At 72.7% G+C, this 21,203-nt stretch carries 19 protein-coding genes and 1 tRNA gene; 8 read left to right on the forward strand and 12 right to left on the reverse strand.

What is annotated here, in order from left to right; translation table 11 throughout:
* Positions 1 to 27: 27 nt before the first annotated feature.
* A complete protein-coding gene (locus AC061S_RS09665) occupies positions 28 to 1,824 on the reverse strand; it encodes a hydroxysqualene dehydroxylase (RefSeq protein ID WP_478685431.1) in 1,797 nt (598 codons plus the stop codon).
* A gap of 264 nt (positions 1,825 to 2,088) precedes the next feature.
* Here AC061S_RS09665 and AC061S_RS09670 point away from each other — a divergent pair, with 264 nt between their 5' ends.
* Positions 2,089 to 2,394, forward strand: coding sequence for a 4a-hydroxytetrahydrobiopterin dehydratase (locus tag AC061S_RS09670; protein WP_478685432.1), 306 nt, complete (start codon positions 2,089 to 2,091; stop codon positions 2,392 to 2,394).
* 17 nt (positions 2,395 to 2,411) lie between these two features.
* Complete coding sequence (locus tag AC061S_RS09675; RefSeq protein WP_478685433.1) at positions 2,412 to 3,176, forward strand: class I SAM-dependent methyltransferase; 765 nt, start codon at positions 2,412 to 2,414, stop codon at positions 3,174 to 3,176.
* 88 nt (positions 3,177 to 3,264) lie between these two features.
* Here AC061S_RS09675 and AC061S_RS09680 read toward each other — a convergent pair whose 3' ends face one another.
* The 7 genes from AC061S_RS09680 to AC061S_RS09710 form a co-directional block, all read right to left on the reverse strand.
* Positions 3,265 to 3,693: an RICIN domain-containing protein gene (locus AC061S_RS09680; protein ID WP_478685434.1), complete on the reverse strand. Its 429-nt coding sequence runs from the start codon at positions 3,691 to 3,693 to the stop codon at positions 3,265 to 3,267.
* A 7-nt stretch (positions 3,694 to 3,700) separates the two neighbouring features.
* Positions 3,701 to 4,549: an aldo/keto reductase gene (locus AC061S_RS09685; RefSeq protein WP_478685435.1), complete on the reverse strand. Its 849-nt coding sequence runs from the start codon at positions 4,547 to 4,549 to the stop codon at positions 3,701 to 3,703.
* Between the two features lie 154 nt (positions 4,550 to 4,703).
* The gene (locus AC061S_RS09690; RefSeq protein ID WP_478685436.1) at positions 4,704 to 5,477 is read right to left on the reverse strand and encodes an ABC transporter ATP-binding protein; all 774 of its coding nucleotides are present in this window, start codon (positions 5,475 to 5,477) and stop codon (positions 4,704 to 4,706) included.
* Entirely contained in the window at positions 5,474 to 8,383 is a 2,910-nt protein-coding gene (locus AC061S_RS09695; RefSeq protein WP_478685437.1) for an ABC transporter permease subunit, read from the reverse strand. Before AC061S_RS09695 ends, AC061S_RS09690 begins: the two co-directional genes overlap by 4 nt.
* Before the next feature lie 16 nt (positions 8,384 to 8,399).
* Positions 8,400 to 9,665: an ABC transporter substrate-binding protein gene (locus AC061S_RS09700; RefSeq protein WP_478685438.1), complete on the reverse strand. Its 1,266-nt coding sequence runs from the start codon at positions 9,663 to 9,665 to the stop codon at positions 8,400 to 8,402.
* Positions 9,666 to 9,800: 135 nt separating this feature from the next.
* Complete coding sequence (locus AC061S_RS09705; protein ID WP_478685439.1) at positions 9,801 to 11,624, reverse strand: AMP-dependent synthetase/ligase; 1,824 nt, start codon at positions 11,622 to 11,624, stop codon at positions 9,801 to 9,803.
* Between the two features lie 312 nt (positions 11,625 to 11,936).
* Complete coding sequence (locus AC061S_RS09710) at positions 11,937 to 12,788, reverse strand: LysR substrate-binding domain-containing protein (RefSeq protein ID WP_478685440.1); 852 nt, start codon at positions 12,786 to 12,788, stop codon at positions 11,937 to 11,939.
* Between the two features lie 163 nt (positions 12,789 to 12,951).
* On the opposite strand from AC061S_RS09710, the gene AC061S_RS09715 reads away from it, so the two are divergent.
* From AC061S_RS09715 to AC061S_RS09725, 3 genes are all read left to right on the forward strand, one after another.
* Entirely contained in the window at positions 12,952 to 14,040 is a 1,089-nt protein-coding gene (locus AC061S_RS09715; protein WP_478685441.1) for a bile acid:sodium symporter family protein, read from the forward strand.
* 9 nt (positions 14,041 to 14,049) lie between these two features.
* A complete protein-coding gene (locus tag AC061S_RS09720) occupies positions 14,050 to 14,481 on the forward strand; it encodes a (2Fe-2S) ferredoxin domain-containing protein (RefSeq protein ID WP_478685442.1) in 432 nt (143 codons plus the stop codon).
* Positions 14,482 to 14,600: 119 nt separating this feature from the next.
* Positions 14,601 to 14,873 (forward strand): hypothetical protein, encoded by a 273-nt coding sequence (locus AC061S_RS09725; RefSeq protein WP_478685443.1) that lies wholly within the window; start codon positions 14,601 to 14,603, stop codon positions 14,871 to 14,873.
* A gap of 81 nt (positions 14,874 to 14,954) precedes the next feature.
* Here the strand turns inward: AC061S_RS09725 and fdhD are convergent, their stop codons facing one another.
* Positions 14,955 to 15,788: a formate dehydrogenase accessory sulfurtransferase FdhD gene (gene fdhD, locus AC061S_RS09730; RefSeq protein WP_478685444.1), complete on the reverse strand. Its 834-nt coding sequence runs from the start codon at positions 15,786 to 15,788 to the stop codon at positions 14,955 to 14,957.
* Between the two features lie 204 nt (positions 15,789 to 15,992).
* Here fdhD and AC061S_RS09735 point away from each other — a divergent pair, with 204 nt between their 5' ends.
* Positions 15,993 to 16,934, forward strand: a complete 942-nt coding sequence (locus tag AC061S_RS09735; protein WP_478685445.1) for a beta-ketoacyl-ACP synthase III — start codon at positions 15,993 to 15,995, stop codon at positions 16,932 to 16,934.
* Here the strand turns inward: AC061S_RS09735 and AC061S_RS09740 are convergent.
* Positions 16,918 to 18,123 (reverse strand): low temperature requirement protein A, encoded by a 1,206-nt coding sequence (locus tag AC061S_RS09740; RefSeq protein WP_478685446.1) that lies wholly within the window; start codon positions 18,121 to 18,123, stop codon positions 16,918 to 16,920. The two genes, AC061S_RS09735 and AC061S_RS09740, sit on opposite strands and share 17 nt — an antisense overlap.
* Before the next feature lie 337 nt (positions 18,124 to 18,460).
* Here AC061S_RS09740 and AC061S_RS09745 point away from each other — a divergent pair.
* Positions 18,461 to 18,545 (forward strand) — tRNA-Leu (locus AC061S_RS09745).
* Positions 18,546 to 18,624: 79 nt separating this feature from the next.
* On the opposite strand, the gene AC061S_RS09750 is transcribed toward AC061S_RS09745, so the two are convergent.
* Entirely contained in the window at positions 18,625 to 19,362 is a 738-nt protein-coding gene (locus AC061S_RS09750) for a pyridoxamine 5'-phosphate oxidase family protein (protein WP_478685447.1), read from the reverse strand.
* 184 nt (positions 19,363 to 19,546) lie between these two features.
* Between AC061S_RS09750 and AC061S_RS09755 the strand changes: the two genes are divergently transcribed.
* Positions 19,547 to 19,957 (forward strand): DUF4440 domain-containing protein, encoded by a 411-nt coding sequence (locus AC061S_RS09755; RefSeq protein WP_478685448.1) that lies wholly within the window; start codon positions 19,547 to 19,549, stop codon positions 19,955 to 19,957.
* 78 nt (positions 19,958 to 20,035) lie between these two features.
* Here AC061S_RS09755 and AC061S_RS09760 read toward each other — a convergent pair whose 3' ends face one another.
* Positions 20,036 to 21,181 carry an agmatine deiminase family protein gene (locus AC061S_RS09760; RefSeq protein ID WP_478685449.1) on the reverse strand — a complete coding sequence of 382 codons (1,146 nt, stop codon included), beginning with the start codon at positions 21,179 to 21,181 and terminating at the stop codon, positions 20,036 to 20,038.
* Positions 21,182 to 21,203: the final 22 nt, after the last annotated feature.

Below are 21,203 nucleotides of genomic sequence, written 5' to 3' on the forward strand. Positions count from 1 at the left end.
GTTAGCCCAGCCGGGACCGCGGCCGGGTCACCCCAGGTCGAAGACGTTCCGCAGGCCCAGACGGTAGCGCCACTGGTCGTGCCGCTTCAGGGACTCCACCTCCGGGGCCCGGTAAAGCTTCCGCACCGTGCACCTGGGTGACTGTGAACCGTCCTTGTCCAGTAGGGAGTTGACCGCCGCCCGGGCCGACGCGTTGGCCCCCTCCATCGTCGCCAGGTCGATGTCGACGGACACGTAGTCCCCGCTGAGGAAGAAGTTCGGGATCCGGGTGTCCGCGCTCGGCCGGTTGTGGAAGGTTCCGGTCGGGTGGATCAGCAGCTGGTCCTCGTTGGTCGGATGCGGCGTGCCGATCCCGTCCACCCCCGGGTCCAGGAACCACGAGTGCAGCTTTCCGTCCGACAGCAGGGTCTTCCCGGTGTCGTTGAGCGAGGCCTTCAGCTGCGCCCACACCTCGCGGGCGACCTCCTCGCGGGTGCACTGCTTGGCCGTCTTCCCGTAGAGGATCCCCGGCTTGTCCCACTCGGAGATGTCCACCGACAGGCAGTCCACGGCCGCGCCGTCCCCGTAGTCGGCGGGGAAGTTGCGCGACGGCCAGTGCTCGGCCTGCTGGATCGCCGTCAACGACCAGGGCGAGTCGATGCAGTTGAGGTGGCCGTGTACGAGGGGTGCGCGCTCGGTGAGGTAGAACTGGATGCCGGTCATCCAGTCGGTCCGCAGCAGGTCGCACCGCCCGAGCATCGGATCGGCCGCGCGCAGCGCCGGACTCCAGGTGGGGCGGGCGTGCTCGACGGGCAGCGCGCTGACGTAGTGGTCGGCGGTGACGGTCCGCACCGCTCCGGCGGGGTCCTCGACGAGGACCCCGCTCACGCGGCCGCCCCCGTACCGGACCTCGCGCACCGTCCAGCCGATCCTGAACTCCACGCCCAGAGCGCGCAGATGGGTCTCCCAGGGGTCGATCCACGCCTCGTTGGTGGGCAGGTTCAGGATCCGGTCCGGCGGGCCGTCGGCGCCGCGTCCCAGCAGGTTGAAGACGAAGGCCTCGCCGAGCGTGCCGACGGTGCGGGTCGAGGCCTCCTCGGCCTTGGTGGCCACGATGTTGCGGGTGACGCCGATCGCGAGGATCCGCTGGTACTCGCTCGACATCCGCGCGGCCCGGGTGAACTCCCACCACGGGGTGCGCTCCCACTGCCCGTCGCGCCGCTCGTCGCAGCTCGTGAGGAAGACCAGGGCGCGGTCGGCGAAGTAGGCGGTCTCGTGGAGCGGGAGGCGGACCAGCGACTGGAGGATGCCGGTGAGGGCCCGGCGCAGCTCGTCGGGGGTCAGCTCGGCGGGGGAGTGCTCCGGCCAGGGGATGGGCGCGCGCAGGTCCTCGCGGCCGGCCGCCCGGGCGAACATCATCTCGCGCGGGGCGACCAGGTTGTCCCAGACGCCGTTGGCGTTGCCGGGGAAGGGGATGCGCCGCATCGTGTCCGGCAGGTTGTGGTAGATCCCCGGGATGAAGCGGAATCCGTGCTCGGCGGGGAGCGGGCGGCGGCCGCCCCGGGCGCTGCCGGGGACGTCCATGCTGCGGGCCTTGCCGCCGAGCGCCCGGCGCTCGTACACGGTGACGGCGTAGCCGCGTTCAGCCAGTTCGTGCGCGGCGGTGAGGCCGGCGACCCCGCCGCCGAGGACGGCCACGCGGCGCGCGTCCGGTGCCGTGGCGGGATCGGTGGCGGCGGGTCCGGTCGCGGCCTCGGCCGGGAGGCTCCCGGCGGCCGATAACGCGCCCGCGGTGGCGGCGGCCCCCGCGATGAAGGTGCGCCTGGAATTCCCTGTGCGCGTCACAATGATGCTCCCTCGATGCCGTCGACGTCCGGCGGTGTCACCGGGTGGTATTACCGGTGGTAACAGTCACGTCCGGCGCAGGAGCATAGGCGTGGCGCGGTGGTCACGGAAGGCGCGGAAGCACCCGCACGCACTATGGCGCGAAACCTTCCCTCCGGCCCGGGCTGTGGGAACCTTGACTCCACGTCAGGTCAATCGGGCAGTCGTGTGCGGCGTGTACGTCGTCTACATCGTCTACATCGTCTACGGGGAAGGAGTCTGCGGGTGTCGAGAGAGCCGCTTTCGCAGAAGGAGATCGAGGACCGGCTGCGGGAACTCCCCGGCTGGGCCTTCGAGGACGACCGGATCATCCGTACCTACCGGCTGGGCAGCCACTTCGCGGCGAGCGCGCTGGTCAGTCATATCGCCAGCGTCCAGGAGGAGTTGAACCACCACTCCGACCTCACCCTCGGCTACAACACCGTCCGCCTCTCCGTGAACACGCACGACGCCGGGGACGCCGTCACCGACGCCGACTTCACCCTCGCCGAGCGCGTCGAATCCCTGGCCCCCGCCCACGGCGCCGCCTGATGCCGGGAGCACCGCCGATGCCCTTGCCCCTGCCGAGACCGCTCCTTGACTACGACGCCGAAGCCGAGGCCTACGACGCCACCCGCGGCGGGGCGCCGCGCGCCGAGGCCGCGGCGGCGGCGGTCCTCGGCCTGCTCCCGCCGATCACCGCCACCCTGCTCGACCTCGGCTGCGGCACGGGCATCGTCACCACCCGTATCGCCGCCGCCCGCCCGGGGCCGCGCGTGCTCGGCGCGGACACCTCGTACGGGATGGCCGTCATGGCGCGCTCCCGGGGGATCCCGGTGGTCCTCGCCTCCGGGACCCGGCTCCCCTTCCGCTCGGGTTCGCTCGACGCGGTCAGTGCGGTCTGGCTGCTGCACCTGCTGCGCTCACCGGGCCTGGTGGCCGCCGTGATCGCCGAGGCCGGGCGGGTGCTGCGGCCCGGCGGGGTGTTCGTCACCACCGTCGACAAGGACGCCGCCCACGACGTCGGCAGCGACATCGACGCGGTGCTCGCCGAGCACCTCACCGCCACCCCCGCCGACTCCGCCCAGGCCGTGACCGGCCACGCGGCCGCGGCGGGCCTGCACCCCGCCGGCGAAGCCCTCTTCACCGGCCACGGCCAGGGCCGCACCCCGAGCGGGGCCGCCACCGCGCTGCTCGCCGGGCGGTACGCCTCCCGGGTCCACCCGCGCGGGATCACCCCGCGCGAGCTCGCGGACCGGCTGGAACTCCTGCCCGGACCGGACACCCCGCGCGCGGAGCCGACGTACCGGCTGCGCGGCTTCGTACGCGGCTGACGGGGGACTGACGGGACTGACGGGACCATCGGGACTGATGGGCGGTGCGGGGGGCGGCCGGGCGACCGCCGGCTGCCCCCGCCCGTCCTCAGGCGGGCTCCAGCCGCCACCACTGCGCCGGGGAGTCGGTGTCCTCGCACTGCCGGGCCCCGCCCTCCGCGTCCGCCTCCAGCGGCAGACCACTGATGGCGGCGATCAGCGAGACCACGCCGGGGTCGTCGAGGTGCTCCTCCACGACCCACTCCTGCGCCCCGAAGGCGTTCGCCTTCCACACCTGGACCCGGGTGCCGCTCTCGGTCGACGCGTTCGCGACATCGAGCCGCTTGCCGTTGTGGACGCTGACCACGTGGAAGATCCCGCCGCCGCTGTGCACCGGGGTGATCTCCCACCGCCGGGCCGCGGCCGGCTCGCCGTCCGGCCCGACGCGGACCCGGTTGCCGCTCTCGACCTGGAGCAGCAGCCCGCTCGCGGCATTGCGGATCAGGTACACGCCGTCGGGCGCCTCGGTGCCTGTCATCCGCGGCTCAGAAGTCGAACTCGGCCGGGTCGGGACCGATCCGGCGGCCCGCCCCACCCGCGCCGAGCGCGTCCAGCGCGGCCACGTCGTCGGCCTCCAGCTCGAAGCCGAAGACGTCCAGGTTTTCCCGGATCCGCGCCGGGGTCACGGACTTCGGGATCACGACGTTGCCCAGCTGGAGGTGCCAGCGCAGGACCACCTGCGCGGCCGAGCGGCCGTGCTTGGCGGCGATCGCGGTGACGGCGGGCAGGGTGAGCAGGCCCTTGCCCTGGCCGAGCGGGGACCAGGCCTCGGTGGCGATGCCCAGGCGCGCGTGGAGGGCGCGCAGCTCGGTCTGGGGGAGCAGCGGGTGCAGCTCGATCTGGTTCACGGCCGGCACCAGGGAGCTCTCGGCGCCGAGCCGCTCCAGGTCGGCGGGGCGGAAGTTGGACACGCCGACGGCCTTGGCGCGGCCGCTCCGCGCGATCTCCTCGAAGGTCTTCCAGATGGCGAGGAAGTCGTCGCGCATCGGGCGCGGCCAGTGGATCAGGTACAGGTCGATCTCGTCGAGGCCCAGCTTGGCGAGCGAGGCGTCGAACTCGCGCAGCACGTTGTCCCGGCCCCAGGTCTCGGACTTCCCGTTCCACAGCTTGGTGGTGACGAAGAGCTCCTCGCGCGGCACCCCGGCGGAGGCGATGGCCTTGCCGGTGCCCTCCTCGTTGCCGTAGACGGCGGCCGTGTCGATGCTCCGGTAGCCCGCCTCCAGTGCGGTCCGGACGGCCTGCTCCGCCTCGGCGTCCGGAACCTGCCAGACGCCGAAGCCGAGCTGGGGCATGAGCGTGCCGTTGTTGAGCTTGATGCCGGGGACCTGATTCACGTCGGTCGTTCCCTCTGGTCGTCGCTGGTGCGGGTGCTGACGGGCGGTACGGATGCGGGGACGCAGGCCCGTACGACCGGCGACAACCGGGCCCCGGCGTGGCCTATTCCCGCCGTACGGGTGAATCCGCACGGCGGGAACAGGCCACGCGGCGCTACGCCCCCAGGTAGGCCTCCCGGACCAGCGCGTTGGCCCGTACCTCGGCGGCCGTGCCCTCGGCGAGCACGGTGCCCAGGTCCAGGACGACCACCCGGGTGCAGAGGTCCATCACGAAGGCGACGTTGTGCTCGACCAGCAGCACCGCGCAGCCCTCCTCCTCGGCGAGCCGGCGCACGACCGCCGCGAGCTGCTCGCGCTCGGGCGCGGACATGCCCGACGCCGGCTCGTCCAGGAGCAGCACCCGGGGCGGATCGGCCACGGCGCGGGCCAGCTCCACCATCCGGGCCCGGCCCACCGGCAGACCGCCGGCGTACGAGTCCCCGAGCGCGCCGATGCCGCAGTCGGCCAGCACCCGGGCGGCTCGCTCCCGCCGCTCGCGCTCCCGGCGGCGCCGGGTGGGCGAGGCGACCAGATCGGCGGCGAAACCGCCGCCCCCGCCCCGCCACTCCTGCGCGACGAGGACGTTGTCGGCCACGCTGAGCTGCCCGAACAACTGCTGGCGCTGAAAGGTCCGGCGCATCCCGTGCCGGGCCCGCCAGACGGGGGAGCGCCGGGTCACGTCCACCCCGTCGAGCAGCATCCGGCCCTGGTCGGGCCGCCGGATCCCGGACAGGACGTCGAACAGGGTGGTCTTCCCGGCCCCGTTCGGACCGATCAGCCCGCACACCTCGCCGGCCCGGATCCCGAGGTCCACGCCCGTCAGCGCCTTGACCCCGCCGAACCGGACACTGACGCCGCGAGCCTCCAAGACGTACTCGCCCGTGCTCATGTCGCCATCCCCAGGTAGGCCTCGGTCAGCAGGTCCGCCTCCACCTCGGAGCGCGGGCCGCACCAGGAGACCCGGCCCTGCGAGAGGTAGGCGACGGTGTCGGCGATCCCGAGGATCTCGGCCGCCTTCTCCTCCACCAGCAGCAGCGCGGTCCCGGCGGCGCGGAGCTCCATGAGCAGCCCGTACACCTCGTCCACCACGCGCGGGGCGAGCCCGAGCGAGGGTTCGTCCGCGATCAGGACTCCGGGCGGGCGCTGCAACAGCGGTGCGAGGGCCAGCATTTGCTGTTCCCCGCCGGACAACGACCCGGCGGAGAGGGTGCGCCGCTCGCGCAGCCGGGGGAACCGGTCGTAGACGGCGTCCCGTTCGTCCGCGTCCCCCAGGTAGAGGGCGAGGTTCTCCTCGATGCTGAGCGAGGGGAAGATCCCCCGCCCCTCGGGCGCGAGCAGCACTCCCGCCCGGGAGCGGCCCACGGCGCCGTCGCGGGTGGCGTCCCGCCCGCCCACGAGGACGGTTCCGCCGACGAGGGACAGCGCTCCGGCCGCCACCCGGCAGGCGGTGCTCTTCCCGGCCCCGTTGGGCCCGAGCACGGCGAGGATCTCGCCGCGCCGGACGACGAGGTCCACGCCGTGCAGCACGAGCCCCCCGTCGTACCCGGCGGTAACGCCGCGCAGCTCCAGCGCGGGTGGCTCCGCGGACGGCTCCGCCGGTGGCGCCGGGGTGAGCCCGGCTGCGGGTGCTTGCCCTGCGGGCGGCAGGTCCCCCACCCCGCCCCTTCCCGAAACTGGGGCGCTGCCCCAGCCCCCGGCGAGATCAGCCCCTCCGGCGCTTGAGGAGCGGGGGTCCGGGGGCGGAGCCCCAGAAGGGTCCGGGCGGAGCCCGGTTTCGGGAAGGGGCGGGGTGGGGGAGAGCCCCGCAGGGCCCACCCCGGCTCCGCCACCGACCCGTGCCGCGGGAACGGCTCCGGCTCCGGCCAAGGCGACGGCCCCGCCCAGGGAAGCCGCCCGCCGCCGCGCGAGCCGCACCGGCACCGCCGCGCAGTACCCATCGGGATCGTTGGCCAAGGCCAACCCCGCCAGGCCGAAAAGGATCACCGGCAGGTGCGCCGACTCCGTCACGTAGTCCGCCATCACCCGCGGAGCGACCGCGAAGACCAGCCCCGCCACCACCGCGTACTGCGGCCGCCGTACACCCGCCGCCACGACCACCGCCAGCCACACCAGCCCGGTCATCGCCGTGAAGTCCGTAGCGGTGATGCGGGTGTTGTACGAGGCGTACATCACGCCCCCGAACCCGGCCAGCCCCGCCGACAGCGTGAAGAGCATCAGCTTCGTCCGCAGCACGGACACCCCGGAGGCCATCGCGGCCGCGGGAGCCGACCGTACGGCGAGCATCGCCCGGCCCGAGGGGGAGCCCCGCAGTGCGCTCAGCCCGGCGGCGACCGCCGCGACCAGGAGGACCAGCGCCAACCCCAGTGCCCGGTCGTCGGAGAGGTCCACCGGCCCGATGACGGGACGCGGGATCGACCACCCCGAGTCCCCGTTGCGCAGCCACCGCATCTGGAAGAGCACCTGGTCCGCCAGGAAGGCCAGGGCCAGCGTCGCCAGTGCCAGGGAGCGCCCGCCGAGCCGTAGCGCGGGCAGGGCGACCAGGGCTCCCAGGAGGGCGGCCGCGCACGTGCCGACCGCCAGCGCCGCGATGAACGGCCACCCGCGGCTCATCAGCAGTCCGGCCACCAGTGCGGCCCCGGTCACGAAGGTGCCCTGGGCCAGGGACACCATCGCGCCGAGCCCGGTGACCACGGTGAAGGACATGAACACCAGGGCCAGCGCGAGCCCTTGGGCGAGGAGCCCGCTCCAGAAGGGGGTGGTCACGGTGTAGAAGGCCGTGCCCAGCAGTACCGCGCCCGCGGCCCACACCCCCCACCGCCGTCCCCACGCGGCTCCGGCCAGATGGTCCGGCGAGGCCACGTCGACCGCGGCGGTGCCGGCGGCCCGGGCCCGCCGGGTGAGCACCAGCAGCCCGCCGAAGAGGATCAGGAAGGGCACGGCCGTCCTGAACCCGGTGATGGAGTCGGCGAAGGACGCGTAGCCGACGACGAGGTTCTGCAGCACCCCGAGCCCCAGCCCGCCCGCGAAGGCGAGCGGTACGGAGGCGAACCGCCCGATCACGGCCGCGGTGGCCGACACGAACAGGAACAGGGTGAAATCGTGCGCGGACAGCCCCAGCAGCGGGGTGGCCAGCACCCCCGCCAGCCCGGCCAGCCCGGAGGCGATCATCCACGCCACCGAGGACAGCCGGTCGGCGTCGATCCCGCGCAGCTCGGTGAGCGAGCGGTTGTCGACGGCGGCCCGCAGCCGCAGCCCCAGCCGCGTGTGCCGCATCAGCACCCACAGGCCGACCGCCACCAGGGCCGTGGCCACCCAGGTGATCAGCTGGTCGGAGTCGATGCCCACGTCGGCGGTGAGCTGCCAGGACTTCGCGGGGCTCGGCCCCACCCCCGGCAGCCCGAACTGGTTCTCCGCCGGCTTGAGCGGCGCTCCCGCGTCGGTCAGGAGCTCCACCGTCCACAGCCCGGCCGCCGGCAGGGCCACCAGCAGCCCGATGGTGGCCACGATCTGCGCCGTCTCGCCGACCTGCGCGAGCCGCCGGAACATCAGCCGGTCCAGCGCCCACCCGATCCCGGGCGCGATGACGAGGACCACCAGCAGCGCCGCCGGGACGGCCGGCCAGCCGAGCCCGGAGTGCAGTTCGTAGAAGGTGAGCGCGCACAGGTAGGCGGTGGCCCCGTGCGCGAAGTTGAACAGCCCCGACGCCGAGTACGACAACACCAGCCCGGTGGCCAGGAGTGCGTACAGGGCGCCGGACACCAGACCGCTCAGTACGAAGGCGAGCAGATCTCCCATGCTGTTTCCCGTACCCCTACTTGAAGGGGATGGGCTCGTAGCACTTGAACGGTACGGAGACCTCGTACGCGCCGTTCTTCAGCTGCACGAGCGCCCCGCAGCCGAAGCTGTCCTTCTGGCCCTTGGGCTCCGCGCGGTTGCCGACGAGGGTGTCGGTGTCGGAGAAGCCCTGCGCGGCGGCCTGGAAGGACTCGACGGTCAGGCCCTTGCCCGCCTTCTGCGCGATGGACACGAACAGGTCGGCCGACATGTACCCGGTCATCATGTGCATGTTGAGCGGCACCTCAAGCCCGCCCGACGCGGCCTTGATGTCGGCCTTGAACTGGGCCATCTTCGGGTTCGTCGACTCGAACGGCTCGAACTGCAGCAGGACGTGCACGCCGTCGAGGGCCTGCTTGGTGGCGTCCTGGGCGAGCAGACCCGGGTCGTAGTCGGTCGGGTCGGAGAGCAGCCCCTTGTACCCGCTGCGCTTGAGCGAGGTGAACAGCCCGATGTTGTTGGGGGTCTGCATGACGGAGACGACCGCGTCCGGGGCCTTGCCGTCGTTGCTCTCCAGGATCTCCTTGACGTACGCCGACCAGTCGCTCGGCACGGCGGTGCCGGGCACCGAGGCCTTGGCGTAGGAGACCTTGAAACCGGCACTGGTGAAGCCCTGCTGGAAGGTGCGCACGCCGAACTTTCCGGCGTCGCTGTCGTTGGCGATGATCGCGACCGACTTGCCCGCGGCGCCGCCGAGGATCTGGCCGATGCCCTCGGGCCAGGTCTGGTTGATGGTGCCGCCGGGGGTGGGGACGAGGCAGCCGTTGAACCCGTAGATGTACTTGGGTCCGCAGAAGGAGGGCAGCGTGCCCCAGCCGAAGGTGGGTACCTTCTCCTGCTCCAGGAAGTCGGCGCCGGTGAAGGTGACCGAGCTCATGGGGGAGACCGCGAAGACCTTGTCCTGCTGGACGAGTTTGCGGGCCGCGGCCAGGTTCTTGGCGGGGTCCTGCCCGTCGTCCTCGGCGCCGATGTAGTCGATCTTGAGGCCGTTGATCCCGCCCTCGGCGTTGGCCCTCATGTAGCGGGCCTTCGCCCCGAGGTCGGTGGCCTTCTTGCTGTAGCCGCTGGCGCTGGTCATCGACACGATGCCGCCGACTTTGATCGAGTCGGCGCTCACCCCGCGGGAGTTGCCGCCGGCTACTCCCGGCTTGTCGGTGGAGGCGCCGTTGGAGGCGGAGTTGCAGGCGGAGACGAGCGCGAGCGCCGCCGCCGCGGCGGCCAGGGTGCGGATCGGTCGCAACATGTGTGGATCCCCTCCGGTCGGAATCCCCGCATTCTGTGCGCGACCTGACGCATCGTCAATATCAACGACAAGTAAAGTGACGGCCCGTCAGGTAACGGTTCGGACCGTTGATGTGATCGTGGCGCCGCGCGCCCGTCAGGACGGGTAGAGGGCCGCCACCTCCTTGGCGTAGACCTTCTCTATGGCCCGCCGCTTCAGCTTCAGCGAGGGCGTCAGCAGCCCCCGTTCCTCGGTGAACTGCTCGGCCAGGACGCGGAACGTGCGGATCGACTCGGCCTGGGACACCAGGGTGTTGGCCGCCACCACCGCCCGGCGGACCTCCGCCGTCAGATCGGGATCGAGCACCAGGTCCGACGCCGGGATCTGCGGGCGGCCGCGCATCGCCATCCAGTGCGCGACCCCCTCCGGGTCCAGGGTGAGCAGGGCCGCGATGTACGGCCGGTCGTTGCCCACCAGGACGCACTGGGAGACGAGCGGGTGCGAGCGGACCCGCTCCTCCAGGGCGGCCGGGGCGACGCTCTTGCCGTTGGAGGTCACCAGGATCTCCTTCTTGCGCCCCGTGATCGTGAGGTACCCGTCCGGGTCGAGACGCCCCAGGTCCCCCGTCGCCAGCCAGCCGTCCCGCAGGACGGCCTCCGTGGCCCGCGGATCGTTCAGGTACCCGGAGAAGACGTGGGCGCCGTGCAGCCAGATCTCCCCGTCCTCGGCGATGTGCACCGTACCGCCGGGGATCGGCCGTCCGACGGTGCCGTACTTGGTGGCCCCGGGCGGGTTCGCGGTGGCCGCCGCGCAGGACTCGGTGAGCCCGTAGCCCTCGAAGACCGTGACCCCGGCGCCGTCGAAGAACAGCCCCAGCCGGCGCGACATCGCGGAGCCGCCCGACATGGCGTGCCGCACCCGGCCGCCCAACGCCTCGCGGACCTTTCCGTACACCAGCTTCTCGAAGAGCTGGTGCTCCATGCGCAGCTTCGCCGAGGGCCCGGGCCCGGCGCCGAACGCCTTCTGCTCGCGCGCCTCCGCGTACCGCACGGCCGTTTCCACCGCCCGGTCGAAGGGGCCCGTCCGGCCCTCGGTCTCGGCTTTGCGGCGGGCGGCGGCGAAGACCTTCTCGAAGACGTACGGCACCCCGAGCACGAACGTCGGCCGGAACGCGGCGAGGTCCGGCAGCAGTTCGGCCGCCGCCAGCACCGGCTGGTGCCCGAGCTTGACCCGGGCGCGGACGGCCGCCACCTCCACCATCCGCCCGAAGACGTGGGCGAGCGGCAGGAACAGCAGGGTCGACGGCTGCTCACCGGGCCCGGCCTGGAAGACGGACTCCCAGCGGGTCACCATCGTGTCGGCCTCGAACATGAAATTGCCGTGGGTCAGCACACAGCCCTTGGGGCGGCCGGTGGTCCCCGAGGTGTAGATGACGGTCGCCGTCGCGTCGGGCGTCACGGCGCTGCGGTGGCGGTGCACGACGTCCTCGGCGACCTGGAGCCCGTCCCGCACGAGCCCGTCCACGGCGCCCGCGTCCAGCTGCCACAGCCGGCGCAGCATCGGCAGCCGCTCGATCACCGACCCGACCGTCATGGCCTGGTCCTCGTCCTCCACCACGCAGGCCGTGCACGCGGAGTCGTAGAGGATCCAGTGCACCTGCTCGGCGGAGGACGAGGGATAGACGGGGACCGGCTGGGCGCCGATCGCCCACAGGGCGAAGTCGAAGAGCGTCCACTCGTACCGGGTACGGGACATGATCGCGACCCGGTCCCCGAAGCGGACGCCCTGCGCCAGCAGCCCCTTGGCGAGCCCGAGCACCTCGGAGGCCAGCTCGCCGGAGGTCACGTCCCCCCAGACCCCGCCCGACTTGCGGCCGAGCACGACCCGGCCGGGGTCCTCGCGTGCGTGCAGGAAGACGGCGTCGGCCAGACCTCCGACGGGTGAGCGCGTGACGACCGGTGGGACGGTGATCTCGTGCAAGGCCCGCTCCTCTCCGTACGGCGCGGCGACGCTATCCCACCCCTCCCCGCACGTGATCACGGAAGGGAGACCTCCACAAGACCTCCCCAGCGGCGTGCCCGGGCGGTGACTGTTTTCAGCCGTCCGGCGTTTGCGGACCGGGTCCGGGCAGCGCCCGGGGAACGGCGGAAGGGCGGGAGGGGACTCCGCCCCGTGCGGCGGCACCCCGCAGCCGCTCCCGGGGCGGATCACGAGCTGGAGGCAAGCCGGGGGAACCCGGCCAGGCGGCCGAGCCGCCGAGCCGCCGAGCCGCCGAGCGGCCCCGGCCTCCGGCTACGCGGCCCGCGTCAGCCGGTCGGCGCCCGAGAGGATCGCCGCGGCCAGTGCCTCCGCGGCAGCGGACCCGCGGGGTCCCCGCAAGAGCGCGAACTCCACCGTCCCGAGGTCCGGCAGGCCGCCCACCCGGACCAGTCCCGGCGGGATCAGCCCCCGGGTATGGGCCATCACGCCCAGCCCCGCCCGCGCCGCCGCGATCAGACCGCTCAGGCTGCCGCTCGTACAGGCGATCCGCCACGGCCGCCCGTCCGCCTGCAACACGTCCAGGGCCCGCGCCCGCGTGATCCCCGGCGGCGGGAAGACGATCAGCGGAACGGGCCGGTCCGGGTCCACCCGCAGCCCCTCCGCCCCGATCCACACCATCCGGTCCCGCCACACCAGCCGGCCCCGCTCGTCCCCGTCCCCGCGCCGCTTGGCGAGTACGAGGTCCAGCCGTCCCGCGTCCAGCCGCTCGTGCAGGGTTCCCGAGAGCTCCACGGACAGCTCCAGTTCCACCTCGGGGTGCTCGTGCCGGAACGCCTCCAGGATCTCCGGCAGCCGGGTCAGCACGAAGTCCTCCGAGGCGCCGAAGCGCAGCCGGCCCCGGATCCGGGTTCCTGCGAAGAAGGCCGCCGCGCGCTCGTGCGCCTCCAGGATCGAGCGGGCGAAGCCGAGCAGCGCCTCACCGTCCTCCGTGAGTTCCACGCTGTGCGTGTCGCGGAGGAAGAGGGGCCGGCCGGTGGCCTCCTCCAGCCGGCGCACGTGCTGGCTGACCGTGGACTGGCGGACGCCGAGCCGGGCGGCGGCCTGCGTGAAGCTCAGGGTCTGGGCGACGGTGAGGAAGGTGCGCAGCTGAACGGGGTCGTACACACCGCCCAGCCTACTCCCGGTCATCACGTTCCATGATGGCAGTGAGAGCGGTGTACGGGTTTCCCGATCACCGTCCCGCCCCCGAGAATGAAAGGGAATCCGTCCCGTCCCGCCTTGCCCCGTCCCGTCCTGCCCTCCCGCCGACCCAGCAAGTGAGCACCCCATGCGCCGCCCGCACCTCCCCGCCTGGCTCCCCGTGGACCCGTTCATCATGGGTCTGCTCGCCACCGTCGGGCTCGCCGCCCTGCTGCCCGCCCGCGGCGCGGCCGCCTCCGTGGCCGAGGCCGCCTCCACCGCGGCGGTGGCCCTGCTCTTCTTCCTCTACGGCGCCCGGCTCTCCACCCGCGAGGCCCTCGACGGGATGCGCCACTGGCGGCTCCACCTCACCGTGCTCGCCTCCACCTTCGTGCTCTTCCCCCTCCTGGGCCTCGCCGCGCACACCCTGGTCCCGACCGTCCTCACGCCGCCCCTCTACAGCGGCCTGCTCTTCCTCTGCCTGGTCCCCTCCACCATCCAGTCCTCCATCGCCTTCACCTCGATCGCCCGCGGCAACGTCCCCGCCGCGATCTGCGCGGGCTCCTTCTCCAGCCTCATCGGCATCTTCCTGACCCCCCTCCTCGCGGCCGGCCTGCTCGGCAACAGCGCGGGCGGCTTCTCCCCCGACTCGCTGGTGAAGATCGTCCTGCAGCTCCTCCTGCCCTTCCTCCTCGGCCAGGCCCTGCGCCCCTGGGTCGGCGGCTTCCTCGTCCGCAACAAGAAGGTCCTCGGCTACGTCGACCGCGGCTCGATCCTGCTCGTCGTCTACACCGCCTTCAGCGCGGGCATGGTCGCCGGGATCTGGCACCAGGTCAGCCTCCCGCGCCTCGGCGGGCTGATGGCCGTGGAGGCGGTCATCCTCGCCGTGATGCTGGCGGCCACCTGGTACGGGGCCAAGCGCCTCGGCTTCACCCGCGAGGACCGGATCGCCATCCAGTTCGCGGGATCGAAGAAGAGCCTGGCCGCCGGACTCCCCATGGCCAGCGTGCTGTTCGGTGCCCAGGCGAGCCTCGCCGTGCTGCCGCTGATGCTCTTCCACCAGATGCAGCTGATGGTCTGCGCGGTACTGGCCCGCCGCCGCGCGCGGAACCCGCAGGCTCCCCAGGACCAGCACGCCCCGCACGCCCCGCAGGCCACGGAGCAGCCCGAACTCGCCGCCGGGCATGTGGCGGAGGTCTCGCACGCCCCCCAACACCCGGTCCCGCAGGCCCGGTAACGTGCGGCGGTGACCTGGATACGCCCGCTCTCCGCCCACGCCCCGCGCCCCTGCACCCTGGTGGTCTGCCGGGGCTGCTGCTGCGGCGACCCCCGCAAGAACCCCGGCACCGACCACGCGGGACAACTGGCCCGTCTGCGCGAGGCCGCGGCGGCCTCCGGCGGGCGCCTGGCCGTCCGTACGAGCGACTGCCTCGGCCCGTGCGCGCAGGCCAACGTCATCGTGGTCCAGCCCACCACGGAGGCCCGCCGCCGGGGCGCCCGGGCGGTCTGGTTCGGCTGGGCCCTGGACGACACCGCCACCGACGAGGTCATCGCCTGGGCCGAAGCGGGCGGCCCCGGGTCCACCCCGCTCCCGGTGACGCTCGACCTGCACCGCATCGCCCCCCCGGAGCCGAAGCCGGCCGAGCCCGCCTCCCGCCGCGGCCGCCGCAAGCGCTGATCGGGGCGGCGTAAGGGCGGAGGGGGTGCGGGGGCGGAAAGCGTTAGAGCGAGGAAATGTCCGGTTCTTTTAGTTTCTGGGTGTCAGCCAAGCAACCCCGAACCACCAGGGAGCCCCTCATGAAGCTCAACAAGCGCATCGCCGCCGTCTCCGCCGCCGCCCTGCTCGGCACGCTCGCCCTCGGCGGGGCCGCCCACGCCGCGGACAACGGCGGTGGCGCCGCCGACGGCGGCTCCTCCTCCTACAGCCACACGGTCGAGGCCCCGGAGGGCACCCCGCACGTGGCCGCCGAGAAGGTCCGGCCCGCGTCGAAGGACAACGCGTACAGCCAGACCATCGAGGCCCCGGCGGGCACCGAGCACACCGGCGCGGGGGTCATGGCCGACAAGTGACCCGTGCGGGGGAGGGGCGGGGGCCGGACCACGGCCCCCGTCGCCCCCGCGGCCGCCGGACGGCGGCTGACGCCCCGCGGCTCACGCCGTCAGGTCGATCCGCTCCTCGCCCGCGTAGATGTTCATGTCCCCGCCCCGCAGGAACCCGACCAGGGTCAGCCCCGACTCCAGCGCCAGGTCCACCGCGAGCGAGGACGGAGCGGATACGGCCGCCAGCACGGGGATGCCCGCCATCACGGCCTTCTGCGCCAGCTCGAAGGAAGCCCGCCCCGACACCAGCAGGACGGCGCCCGCCAGCGGCAGCCGCCCGGCTTGCAGCGCCCGCCCGACGATCTTGTCCACCGCGTTGTGCCGGCCCACGTCCTCCCGTACGTCGATCAGCTCGCCCCCCGCCGAGAACAGCCCGGCGCCGTGCAGGGCGCCCGTGCGCTCGAAGACCTTCTGCTCCGCGCGCAGCCGGTCCGGCAGCTCCCCGAGGACCCGCGCGCCCACCCGTACGGGATCGTCCGCGAGCCCGGGGAACCGGGTCGCGGTGCGCACCGCGTCCAGGCTGGCCTTCCCGCACAGGCCGCACGAGGAGGTGGTGTAGACGTTCCGCTCCAGCGTGATGTCCGGCACCGGAACTCCAGCGGCGAGCTGCACGTTCACCACGTTGTAGGTGTTCGTTCCATCCTCGGCGGCGCCCTCGCAATAGGTCACGGCCCGGACGTCCGACGCCGAGGCGAGCACTCCCTCGCTGGCCAGGAATCCCACGGCCAGCGCGAAATCGTCACCCGGGGTGCGCATCGTGATGGCCAGCGGCTTGCCGTTCAGCCGTATCTCCAGCGGCTCTTCGGCCACCAGCGTGTCCGCCCGGGCCCCCGCGACGCCGTTCCGGATCCGGACGACGCGGCGGCGTTCGGTGACCCGTCCCATGTGATCAGTCCACCCGTTCTGTCTTCGTCCTACGCCTGGAGCACCCATTCTCCCGGATCCGCTTCGGCACCTTCCCCGGCTGGAGGCCCCTCGGGAAGCTCCAAATTCCGGGCACTGAATCCTGTCGGGTCACGCGCCCTTGTACCCATGAGTAGCAGGCGAAGCTGGTACATCCTGACTGCCTTACAAGGGGGGACCCCGCCCATGACCGGTTCACGCGTGGTGGCGCTAGGGCACTACCAGCCCTCGAAGGTGCTCACCAACGAGGACCTCGCCGCCATGGTGGACACCAACGACGAGTGGATCCGGTCCCGCGTCGGGATCAAGACCCGGCACATGGCCGGACCCGACGAGCCGGTCGACGAGCTGGCCTACCAGGCCGCAGGCAAGGCACTCGCGAGCGCCGGTCTGACCCCGGACGACATCGACCTCGTCCTCGTCGCCACGTCCACCGCGATCGACCGTTCTCCCAACATGGCCGCCCGCGTCGCGGCCAAGCTCGGGATGGGCTCCAGCCCCGCCGTGATGGACATCAACGTCGTCTGCTCGGGCTTCACCCACGCCCTGGCCACCGCCGACCACGCGATCCGGGCCGGCGCCGCCACCCGGGCCCTGGTCATCGGCGCCGACAAGATGACCGAGATCACCGACTGGAGCGACCGCACCACCTGCGTCCTGACCGGCGACGGCGCCGGCGCGGCCGTGGTCGAGGCCTGCGAGGACCCCGGCATCGGCCCGGTCCTGTGGGGCTCGGTCCCCTCGATGGGCAACGCGGTCCGCATCGAGGGCTCGCCGCCGGTCTTCGCCCAGGAGGGCCAGTCCGTCTACCGCTGGACCACCAGCCAGCTCCCCCCGCTCGCCCGCAAGGTCTGCGAGAAGGCCGGGATCACCCCCGAGGACCTGGCCGCGGTCGTCCTCCACCAGGCGAACCTGCGGATCATCGAGCCGCTCGCCGCGAAGATCGGCGCCGTCAACGCCGTCGTCGCCCGCGATGTCGTCGACTCCGGCAACACCTCGGCCGCCTCCATCCCGATGGCCCTGTCCAAGCTGGTCGAGCGCGGCGAGATCCCCTCCGGGGCGCCCGTCCTCCTCTTCGGCTTCGGCGGCAACCTCTCCTACGCCGGCCAGGTCATCCGCTGCCCGTAACGCCTTGGCCGGAGCCCGCGGCGGTCTCCGTCGCGGGCTCGGCCCCGGTCGAGCCCGCGACGGCGACGGCGGCGCGGGACTCCGCCGCCAGCGCGGCCACGAGCACCAGGACCAGCGCGGTCAGCTGCCAAACCGCCCCGAGCCGCATGCCCGCCGCGGCGGTCGCCAGTACGGGCACCACCGCGAGCGCGCGGAACCGTACCGGCCGGATCCCCAGCACCAGCCGGAAGGCGACGTCCCCGGCCAGATAGCAGGCGACCCCGCCCGCGAGGGCGAGGGCGGGCCCGGTCGGAAGCTGCTCGTCCAGGTGCCCGATGCTCTTCTTCACGCCCGCCGAGAAGGCGGCGATGCCCAGCAGCATCGGGATGAAGCAGTAGTAGTACGCACGCAGTGCCAGCTTGAAACGCCGGTCCGGGGGAGACCCCGCGAAGACCTGCTCGGCGCGCCCCTCGTCGCGCACGAAGTACATCCACCACAGCGCTGCCCCGACGGCCAGCGTCAGGAACGCGCCGACGACGATCCCGAAGGTCAGCGGCAGCGAGCCCACGCCGATGCCGACCGCGATGATCGACTCGCCGAATACGATGATCAGCAGCAGCCCGTGCCGCTCCACGAAGTGCGCGGCGCCGAACCCGCCGAGCTGGTCCTCCACGGTCGTTCCCGCGGCCGTGTCGGGCCCGGAGGCCGCGGCCCGCCGCGAGATGGCGGGCGTGACGAACTGGAACAGCAGCGCCAGCGCCCACAGGCCCAGGGCCGCCGCCCCGTCGAACAGCCCGGCGGCCGTCACCGACAGCGCGGACAGCGCGTTCGGCAGCGCGAACCACAGCACCCCGCGCCCGTGGGCCTGGCTGTACAGCGCGCTGTGCGTGATCGCGACGACCAGGTAGGCGAGTCCGAAGGCGACCCCGCCGTCCCCGAAGGCCGTCGGCACGGCCAGGGCGCACACCAGGAACGCCCCCATGGCGAGCAGGAGCAGCAAGCGGCGCACGGGCCGGTCGGGCGGCACCTGGTTGGTCAGGTACGCGTAGCCCCCGTACATCCAGAACAGGACCGTGAAGATCAGCAGCACCCGCCCGGCGCCGCGGAGGGTGAGGTCGTCCGCGAGCAGCACCGTCAGCTGGGTGATGGTGAAGACGAAGACGAGGTCGAAGAAGAGCTCCAGCGTGGTGACGCGATGCTCGGATTCCATATGTGATTCCCCCTGGACTCAAACATGCGGCGACCATCCGATCGCCTCGGGGCACCGCTGTCCAGCGGGTATCAGCATCCGGGAGCCCTCGGGGCGTCGCCGGGCGGCCCGAGAGGCGCGGCAGCACGAGGGCGGCCGGTGGGCGGGCGGGCGCGTCCCTGCCGCCCCCGTCCGCGAGACGTGACGTCTCGACCCGGCCCGTGCGCCCGGCCCCGGACATGCCCGCAGGTCAGCGCGGCGCGTCGGACCCGGCCCGGGCGAAATACCTGGTCGGAACCCCGCTGAACCTTTGCTATTGTTGTCCATGTCGCCGCGGGAAACCGGGGCCGACCACCTAGTCCGGGTGGCGGAATGGCAGACGCGCTAGCTTGAGGTGCTAGTGCCCTTTATCGGGCGTGGGGGTTCAAGTCCCCCCTCGGACACAGAGGTCGATCGACCAGACAGAGCCGGTCAAAGTGACATCACGTCGCTTTGGCTGGCTCTTTCGTCGTACCCGAACCCTCAGCCGGTGGCGGGCTCGGCGGGGTGGACCAGGCGCCTCAGGTAGTCGGGCAGATCCACCCCCGGGGTGATGTCCTCGGCGGGGACCGGCGTGCCGTAGCTCCGGAGCAGGGGGACCTGTCCCGACCAGTGGGGGAGGCCGGCGTCCCGGGGTTCGTCGTTGGGGCCGCCGACGCGGGACTTCGCGGAGACCTCGTTCAGGTCCAGCCGCAGTACGGCGACGTCGCCGAGTTCTTCCGCGCTCGGCGGGCGGGTGTCCGAGGAGCGGCCGGGGACGACGTGCTCCACGATCGCCCGCAGCGCCCGGCCCTTCTCCTCGGGATCTCCAACCCGGTGCGCGACGCCGTGGGCCACGACCGAGCGGTAGTTCACGGAGTGCCGGAAGGCGGACCGGCCCAGGATCAGCCCGTCCAGGTGGGTGACGGTCACGCAGACGTTCAGCCCGGCGCCGTCCCCCTCCGGCCGTTCCGAGTCGGCCTCGGCCAGGCGCATGGGCCGGGAGTCCACCGAGCCGTGCAGGTAGAGGTGCTCGCCGACCCGGGCGTAGAGGGTGGGCAGGACCACGGGCCTGCCGTCGCGGACGAAGCCCAGGTGGCACACATAGGCCTCGTCGAGGATCGAGTGGACCAGGTTCCGGCCGTAGGACGCCCACTGCCGCATCCTGCCGGGGATCGTCCGCTCGGTCGGTGCGTACGAGCCCGTGGGGGCGGCGGGCGGACCGTCGGGGGTGGTGCTCATGGGGCCTCCTGACGAGGGGCGGGGTGTCCGCGCCTGCCAGTAGAACGCGCCCTCGCGCCCGGGCCCGTACGGCACGCGGACGGGGGGCCGCACCGGCAAGGTGGCGGGAACGTCCCGGCCATTGCCCTCGTGCCGGGGGGTAGGCGAAGATCGGCCGGGAATCTTCGCCCTCGGGAGGGTACGCGTGTCCGAAGTCAAGGCCGAGCTGGACCGGTTGATGAGCGTCTTCCTCGGCGCGTTCACCAACGCCGGAGGCGGGCGGCCGGATCTGGGCGCCGTCCGCACGGTGTTCATCCCCCAAGGGATGATCATCAAGAACATCGGGGCCGAGCCCGTGATCTACGACCTCGACGGTTTCATCGAGCCGCGGGAGAAGATCCTCACCGACGGGACGCTGACGGAGTTCCGCGAATGGGAGGTCGCCGAGCGGACCGAGGTCTTCGGTTCGATCGCGCACCGGTTCAGCGAGTACCGCAAGTCCGGATACCTCGACGGCGCGTGGTTCGAGGGATCCGGCCACAAGACCACCCAGTACGTCCGGACGCCCGAGGGGTGGCGGATGAGCGCGATGGCCTGGGACGACGTAGCCCCGTAGGACGGTCCGGCCCCCGCGGGCAGCGGGCGACCGGACGTGTGGGCGACCGGACGTGTGGGGGAGCGGCTAGGCGACCGGCTAGGCGACCGGCTGCTGCTGGGTCACGCAGTGGATGCCGCCGCCGCCCGCGCCGAGGCTGTCGGTGTTGAGCTGCACGACCACCCGGCCCGGGAAGGCCCGCTGGAGGGTGAGCTTGGCCGCGGCGTCCGCGGTGGCGTGGCCGAACTGCGACGAGATGACGGCGCCGTTGCACACGTAGTAGTTGACGTACGAGGCCACGAAGTCGGGGCTGGTGGAGCGGATCCTGTTGTAGTCGGGGCCCTGCAGCCTGGTGACCGCGATCGGGTTGCCCTGGGCGTTCGTGCTGGTGGACAGGATCTGGAACTGCCGGCGCGCGTCGTTCGACCAGGCGTCGTTGTCGCTCGCGAGCGGCATCTGCACCATCCCGTGCCCCGCCGCGAGGAACCGGGACGTGGCGTCGACGTGGTCGTCGGTGATGTCCCGGCCGAGGACGCCCTTGAACCAGATGACCTTGGAGGCGCCGAAGGCGGCGCACATGGCCGCCTCCAACTGGGCCTGGGTCCTGTCGGGGTTGCGGTCCGGGTTGATGAGGGAGCTGCGGGTGGCCATGAGCGTCCCGGCGCCGTCCGCCTCCACCGCGCCGCCCTCGCCGGTGAACCCCGCGGTGCTGAAGGGCACTCCGGTGTAGGCGGCGACCCGGCCGGCGACCAGGGAGTCCTTGGCGTGGGTCTGCTGGTTGCCCCAGCCGTTGAAGTTCAGGCCGACCGCGTCCAGACCGCCCGCCCCGTTGGTACGGAACACCGGGCCGCTGTCGCGCATCCAGCAGTCGTCCACCGGGATCGAGCCGATCACCGTCACCGCCGTACCGCAGGCGCTCTTCGCCTGCGACACGCTCCCGGAGTTGGCGCACATGACCACCGGCTCGTACTTCGCGATGGTCTTCGCGATGAGCGCGATGTTCGCCTGCACGCCCGAGAGCTTGCGGCCCCAGATGGCGGAGCTGTCGGGCCACGCCATCCACGTCCGGGTGTGCCGGACGGTGTCGACCGGTACGGCGAAGCCCGCGGCGGCGGTCGCCGCCGAGGGGCGGGCGGCCGCGAAGGCCTGCCCGCCGGCCGCCGCCAGCGCGGCGCCCACCGCGGTGGCGCCTGCTGCCGTCAGGAACCCTCGTCTGTCCAGCCTCCGTGCGACGTGCTCGTTCATCTCTGATCTCCGATCAGTTCGC

The sequence above is a fragment of the Streptomyces sp. CA189 genome (assembly GCF_056428985.1).

Bases quoted from the DNA above. Each gene is read 5' to 3' on its own strand.
- AC061S_RS09675 (WP_478685433.1), top strand. From the start codon at position 2,412: ATGCCCTTGCCCCTGCCGAGACCGCTCCTTGACTACGACGCCGAAGCC.
- AC061S_RS09680 (WP_478685434.1), bottom strand. From the start codon at position 3,693: ATGACAGGCACCGAGGCGCCCGACGGCGTGTACCTGATCCGCAATGCC.
- AC061S_RS09690 (WP_478685436.1), bottom strand. From the start codon at position 5,477: ATGAGCACGGGCGAGTACGTCTTGGAGGCTCGCGGCGTCAGTGTCCGG.
- AC061S_RS09695 (WP_478685437.1), bottom strand. From the start codon at position 8,383: ATGGGAGATCTGCTCGCCTTCGTACTGAGCGGTCTGGTGTCCGGCGCC.
- AC061S_RS09700 (WP_478685438.1), bottom strand. From the start codon at position 9,665: ATGTTGCGACCGATCCGCACCCTGGCCGCCGCGGCGGCGGCGCTCGCG.
- AC061S_RS09715 (WP_478685441.1), top strand. From the start codon at position 12,952: ATGCGCCGCCCGCACCTCCCCGCCTGGCTCCCCGTGGACCCGTTCATC.
- AC061S_RS09725 (WP_478685443.1), top strand. From the start codon at position 14,601: ATGAAGCTCAACAAGCGCATCGCCGCCGTCTCCGCCGCCGCCCTGCTC.
- fdhD (WP_478685444.1), bottom strand. From the start codon at position 15,788: ATGGGACGGGTCACCGAACGCCGCCGCGTCGTCCGGATCCGGAACGGC.
- AC061S_RS09735 (WP_478685445.1), top strand. From the start codon at position 15,993: ATGACCGGTTCACGCGTGGTGGCGCTAGGGCACTACCAGCCCTCGAAG.
- AC061S_RS09740 (WP_478685446.1), bottom strand. From the start codon at position 18,123: ATGGAATCCGAGCATCGCGTCACCACGCTGGAGCTCTTCTTCGACCTC.
- AC061S_RS09750 (WP_478685447.1), bottom strand. From the start codon at position 19,362: ATGAGCACCACCCCCGACGGTCCGCCCGCCGCCCCCACGGGCTCGTAC.
- AC061S_RS09760 (WP_478685449.1), bottom strand. From the start codon at position 21,181: ATGAACGAGCACGTCGCACGGAGGCTGGACAGACGAGGGTTCCTGACG.